Here is a 6,000-nt window from a genome sequence, read left to right on the forward strand (position 1 = left end):
GTCACGCAGATGTCATTCAGCTGCTGGAGAATGGAAGGCCATAGCAGGGACGACGGATGGAGGCAGGATCAGCCTCCCACGCATGCAGCGAGGCCACGCCAGTGATTGGCGTGGCCTTTTTTTGCCGGCAGTAGATCCACGCCATGCGTGGATGCATTTCACGTCAACCGTCGGCGAAATCGTGCAGCGCCTGCCCCTGCAGCCGGTACACGGTCCACTCATCCTGCGGTTTCGCGCCAGCAGCGGTGTAGAACTCGATGGCCGGAGTGTTCCAGTCCAGCACCGACCATTCGAAACGACCGCAACCCTCGGCCACGGCCTGGCGTGCGATGTACTTCAGCAACGCTTTGCCGGCACCGGCACCGCGCTTTTCCTGGCTGACGTACAGGTCTTCCAGGTAGATGCCCTTGCGGCCCAGCCAGGTGGAGTAGTTGTAGAAGTACACCGCATAGCCGATGGCCTCGCCGTCGGCCTCGCAGATCAGCGCGCGGGCGGTGGCGTCGGCGCCGAACAGGCTCTCGGCGATGCCGATCTCATCGGTCTGCACCGAATGCTCGGCCTTCTCGTAGATCGCCAGCTCGCGGATGAAATGCAGGATCAGGCCAGCATCGGCCACGGTGGCCGGGCGAATGTTCAACACGGCCACCGTACTCATGGCTCAGCCCCGTGCCGCAGCGACGTTGGCGCGCATCTGCGCGATCACGTCCTGGTAGCTGGTCCTGGCGTTGAAAATGGCCGAACCGGCCACGAAGGTGTCGGCGCCGGCGGCAGCGATCTCACCGATGTTGTCGGCCTTCACGCCACCGTCGATCTCCAGGCGGATGTCCTTGCCGCTGGCATCGATCTTCTGGCGGACCACGCGCAACTTGTCCAGCGCCGAGGGAATGAAGGCCTGGCCGCCGAAGCCCGGGTTGACCGACATCAGCAGCACCAGGTCCAGGTCGTCCAGCACCCAGTCGAGGATGTCCACCGGGGTGGCCGGATTGAGCACGATGCCCGGCTTGCAGCCCAGCGAGCGGATCAGCTGGATGGTGCGGTGCACGTGGCGGCTGGCCTCCGGGTGGAAGCTGATGTAGGTGGCACCGGCCTCGGCGAAGTCCGGGATGATGCGGTCCACCGGCTCGACCATCAGGTGCACGTCGATCGGCGCGGTGACGCCGTGCTTGCGCAGGGCCTGGCAGACCATCGGGCCGATGGTCAGATTCGGCACGTAGTGGTTGTCCATCACGTCGAAGTGGACCCAATCCGCACCGGCGGCGAGGACGTTGTCGACTTCCTCGCCGAGGCGGGCGAAGTTGGCGGAGAGAATGGACGGGGCGATGAGGCAGTTGGACATGGCCGGGGCCTTCGGAACGGGGAAAGGATTCTCCCGCCCGCAGGCGGGACTGTCGGGTCAGCGCTTGCGCAGGGTCTTGATGCGGTCGTAGGCGGCGTTGATCCGCCGCGACTTCTGCTCGGCCTGCTGCTGCAGCTCGGGGGCGGCACCGCCCAGCTTGTCGGGGTGGTACTGCGAGATCAGCTTGCGGTAGGCGCGCTCGATCTCGGCATCGGTGGCCTCGGAGGTCAGCCCCAGCTCCCGGTACGGGTTCTCCTTGTTCAGGCGGAACCAGTCCGAATCGAAGGCGTGGCCAATCAGCAGGCCGACCACCGCGCCGAACAGCGGATTGGGCCGGAACAGCAGGGCGCCGGCGATGAATCCGAGCAGTTTTCCGTACCAGCGCATGGCGCTCCGGGGTCGACCGACGAAATGGACGCTCATTTTACGTCACAGCGGGCCCGGACGGCTTTACACTAGGCCGCCCGCTGGTCAGCGGGCCCGCCGGGTCCGTTGGGCAGCAGCCGTATCGACAACGCCCCAGGAGTGCCCGTGCCAACCACGCTGTTGCAATCCGATCTCCCCGGCCTGCCCTTGCGCCATCGCGGCAAGGTGCGTGATGTGTTCGATATCCCGCGCGAGCGGCTGCCAGCCGGAACCCCGCCGGGCGACTACCTGCTGATGGTGGCCACCGATCGCCTGTCGGCGTTCGACGTGGTCCTGCCCGACCCGATCCCGGGCAAGGGCGAGATGCTCTGCCAGGTCTCCAACTTCTGGTTCGCCAAGACCGCGCACCTGATGCCCAACCACCTGACCGGCATCGACGTGGCCAGCGTGCTGCCCGAAGGCGTGGACCCGGCGCTGTACGCCAAGCGCGCGGTGGTCACCCGCAAGCTGAAGCCGGTGCCGGTGGAAGCGATCGCCCGCGGCTACCTGATCGGCAGCGGCTGGAAGGATTACCAGCGCACCGGCAAGGTCAGCGGCATCGACCTGCCCGACGGCCTGCGCCAGGCCGAACAGCTGCCCGAGCCGATCTTCACACCCTCGACCAAGGCCGCAGTCGGCGACCATGACGAGAACATCGATTTCGACGCGATGGTGAAGCAGGTCGGTGCGGAACTGGCCGAGCGGGTGCGCGACGCCACCCTGCGCATCTACAAGTTCGCCGCCGATTACGCCCGCGAGCGCGGCATCCTCCTGGCCGACACCAAGTTCGAGTTCGGTACCGACGCCGATGGCCGGCTGTACATCATGGACGAGATGCTGACGCCGGATTCCTCGCGTTACTGGCCGGCCGACGAGTACGAAGTGGGCACCAGCCCGCCGAGCTACGACAAGCAGTTCGTGCGCGATTACCTGGAGACGCTGGACTGGGGCAAGACCGCCCCGGGTCCGAACATCCCGGCCGACATCATCGAGCGCACCCGCGCCAAGTACGCCGAGGCGCTGCAGCGCCTGGCCGGGATCAGCGTCGACTGATCCGCCTGCGCCCCTGGCCGCAAAGGCTGGGGGCGCGTTCGGTAGTGCCGGCCGCTGGCCGGCAACGTCGCGAACTCGGCTATGCTCTGGTTTGCCGGCCAGCGGCCGGCACTACCGTTGTCCGAGGAAGCGACGCAGCATGCAGACATCCACCGAGCTTGCGCGGCCGATCGACCGCTATTTCGCCAGCTACTCCGACGACCACCGCAACGTGATCAACCAGCGCATCCACGTGGTGGCGGTGCCGGCGATCCTGTGGTCGGTGGTGGCCCTGCTGTGGTGCCTGCCGCCGCTGATCACCTGGTTCCAGTACGGCATCTGGTCGGCGTTCGCGATGTTCAGCGCCTGGTGCTTCTACAACAAGCTGTCGCGCCCGCTGGGCATCGGCATGCTCGTCCAGTTCTTCGTATTCGGCTGCCTGTGCCGCCTGCTGGAGGCCGAGATCGGCCTGCAGGCGCTGCGCTGGCTGGCGGTGGGCGTGTTCGTGGTGGCCTGGATCGCGCAGTTCATCGGCCACACGTTCGAGGGTCGCAAGCCCAGCTTCCTGACCGACCTGACCTACCTGCTGATCGGCCCGGCCTGGGTGATGGCCAAGTTCTATCGCAAGCTCGACTGGCGCTACTGATCGCCGGCGGTCGACAGCGGCCGTCGTTTCCTGAACGGGCGAATTCCATCACCCACACTCCACGGCGGCCCTGCCAGCCTGCGCCGGTGACTCGCTCCCCGCCTCCCGTCTGTTGACGGCAGCCCCTGTGCGACAGGGCCTGCGGTCTCCCTGCGTGGGCGTAGGGTGTCCCCCGAGGGCAACCGGGAGGGACCGCAGGAACGTGATGTTGCGCCGCAGAAAAAATGAATCAGCGAACGTTACATGCAATTGATCGCTGTTTGATGGGTTTCGGCGACATTTCGCAGCCTGTTATTCTCCCTGACCTGCTCGTGAATCATGGATTCCCTGCATGCTCTCCAGCCTGCCCCTGCTGCTGGCCCTGCCGTTCCTGATGGCAGCGGCTGTTGCGGCCTTCCCCCGTAGTTCGCGCTCGACTGCTGCCTGGCTGGCGGCGCTGGCGCCGTTGGGCGGGCTGGCCATCCTCGGCTGGCTGACCCCGGCGGTGCTCGATGGCCAGGTGGTTCGCACCCTGGTCCCCTGGCTTCCACAGATCGGCCTGGACTTCACCCTGCGCCTGGACGGGCTGGCCTGGATGTTCGCCGGGCTGGTGCTGGGCATCGGCGCCCTGGTGGTGCTGTATGCGCGCTACTACCTCAGCCAGCAGGACAACGCGCACCGCTTCTACTGCTACCTGCTGCTGTTCATGGGCGCGATGCTGGGGATGGTGCTGTCGGGCAACCTGCTGTTGCTGATGATCTTCTGGGAAATGACCAGCATCAGCTCGTTCCTGCTGATCGGCTTCTGGTCGCACCGCCAGGACGCACGCGAAGGCGCGCGCATGGCGCTGGTGATCACCGGCGGCGGCGGCCTGGCCCTGCTCGGTGGCGTGCTGCTGATCGGCCGCATCGTCGGCAGCTTCGACCTGGATGTGGTGCTGGCCGCCGGCGAGCAGATCCGCGCCAGCACGCTGTACCCGTACGCCCTGTTCCTGGTGCTGGCCGGCATCTTCACCAAGAGCGCGCAGTTCCCGTTCCACTTCTGGCTGCCGCACGCGATGGCAGCGCCGACCCCGGTCTCGGCCTACCTGCACTCGGCCACCATGGTGAAGGCCGGCGTGTTCCTGCTGGCGCGGCTGCATCCGGCGCTGGCCGGCAGCGACCTGTTCTTCTATACGGTCAGCGGCATCGGCGCGCTGACCCTGCTGATCGGTGCCTGGAACGCGATCTTCCAGCACGACCTGAAAGGCCTGCTGGCGTACTCGACCATTTCCCACCTGGGCCTGATCACCCTGCTGTTCGGCCTGTCCACGCCGATGGCGGTGGTCGCCGGCGTGTTCCACATCCTCAACCACGCCACCTTCAAGGCTTCGCTGTTCATGGCCGCCGGCATCATCGACCACGAAACCGGCACCCGCGACATGCGCAAGCTGGGGGGGCTGCGCAGGCTGATGCCGTTCACCAGTGCGCTGGCGATCATCGCCTCGCTGGCGATGGCCGGCATCCCGCTGCTCAACGGCTTCCTGTCCAAGGAAATGCTGTTCGCCGAGGCACTGACCGCCGGTGGCGGCCCGGGCGCGATGCGCACGGCGGTGTCGATCGCTGCGCTGCTGGCCGGTGTGTTCGGCGTGGCGTACAGCCTGCGCTTCGTGCACGACACCTTCTTCGGCACTGGCCCGCACGACCTGGACCGCGTGCCCCACGAGCCGCCGCGCTGGATGAAGGTGCCGGTGGAGCTGCTGGTGGTGATCTGTGTGGCGGTGGGCGTGGCACCCGCACTGACCGTCGCGCCGGTGCTGCACGCCGCTGCGGCCTCGATCCTCGGCACCGCCATGCCCGAATACAGCCTGGCGGTGTGGCACGGCTTCAACCTGCCGCTGGCGATGAGCGCGATCGGCGTGGTCGGTGGCGTGGCGCTGTACTTCGGCCTGCGCAGGCTGATCAACCTGCATGCCGTGACCAATGTCAGCACGGGCCGCAACGTGTTCCACGCCCAGCTGGACGCCGTGTCCGCGCTGGCCATGCGCCTGACCAGCGGCATCGCCAATGGCAGCCTGCAGCGCATGCTGCTGGGCCTGGTGCTGGTGGCGATCGTGGTTGCCGCTGCGCCGTTCGTGGCCAACCCTGCCTCGCCGAACTGGACCGCGCCGCAGCCGATTCCGCTGCTGGGCTGGGCCCTGTGGCTGGTGATGATGGCCTGCGCGGTCGCCACCCTGCGCATCTACAAGCAGCGCCTGCTGGCGGTGCTGCTGGTCGGCGGCGTCGGCCTGATGGTGGCGCTGACCTTCGTGTTCCTGTCCGCGCCCGACCTGGCCCTCACCCAGCTGCTGGTGGAGATGGTGACGCTGGTGCTGATGCTGCTGGGCATGAACTACCTGCCTGCGCAGTCCGGCCCGGAGCGGCCGCGCTGGCGCAAGCGCCGCGACGCGGTGATCGCGATCATCGCCGGTGCCGGGCTTGGCGCGCTGGCCTATTCGGCGATGACCCTGCCGCCGAACACCATGGCCGGCGAGCTGCTCGCCCGCGCGTTGCCCGAGGCCTACGGCCAGAACGTGGTCAACGTGATCCTGGTCGACTTCCGCGGCTTCGATACCTTCGGCGAG

The 6,000-nt window shown here is 67.1% G+C and carries 6 protein-coding genes; 3 read left to right on the forward strand and 3 right to left on the reverse strand.

Annotated elements, in window-relative coordinates:
• Positions 1–163 precede the first annotated feature (163 nt).
• From AB839_RS02855 to AB839_RS02865, 3 genes are read right to left on the reverse strand one after another with little or no spacing between them, the layout of a single operon-like run.
• Positions 164–646, reverse strand: a complete 483-nt coding sequence (locus tag AB839_RS02855) for a GNAT family N-acetyltransferase (protein ID WP_061478203.1) — start codon at positions 644–646, stop codon at positions 164–166.
• A gap of 12 nt (positions 647–658) precedes the next feature.
• The gene (gene rpe / locus AB839_RS02860; protein WP_061478204.1) at positions 659–1,336 is read right to left on the reverse strand and encodes a ribulose-phosphate 3-epimerase; all 678 of its coding nucleotides are present in this window, start codon (positions 1,334–1,336) and stop codon (positions 659–661) included.
• Between the two features lie 57 nt (positions 1,337–1,393).
• Entirely contained in the window at positions 1,394–1,723 is a 330-nt protein-coding gene (locus AB839_RS02865; RefSeq protein WP_008265098.1) for a DnaJ domain-containing protein, read from the reverse strand.
• A 144-nt stretch (positions 1,724–1,867) separates the two neighbouring features.
• Here AB839_RS02865 and AB839_RS02870 point away from each other — a divergent pair, with 144 nt between their 5' ends.
• The 3 genes from AB839_RS02870 to AB839_RS02880 form a co-directional block, all read left to right on the forward strand.
• Positions 1,868–2,794, forward strand: coding sequence for a phosphoribosylaminoimidazolesuccinocarboxamide synthase (locus tag AB839_RS02870; protein ID WP_061478205.1), 927 nt, complete (start codon positions 1,868–1,870; stop codon positions 2,792–2,794).
• Positions 2,795–2,933: 139 nt separating this feature from the next.
• Positions 2,934–3,419, forward strand: a complete 486-nt coding sequence (locus AB839_RS02875) for an Mpo1-like protein (protein ID WP_061478206.1) — start codon at positions 2,934–2,936, stop codon at positions 3,417–3,419.
• 331 nt (positions 3,420–3,750) lie between these two features.
• On the forward strand, positions 3,751–6,000 hold a 2,250-nt coding region (locus tag AB839_RS02880), incomplete at its 3' end, for a monovalent cation/H+ antiporter subunit A (RefSeq protein ID WP_061478207.1).

It is taken from the genome of Stenotrophomonas sp. DDT-1 (genome assembly GCF_001580555.1).
Lineage (GTDB): Bacteria > Pseudomonadota > Gammaproteobacteria > Xanthomonadales > Xanthomonadaceae > Stenotrophomonas > Stenotrophomonas sepilia.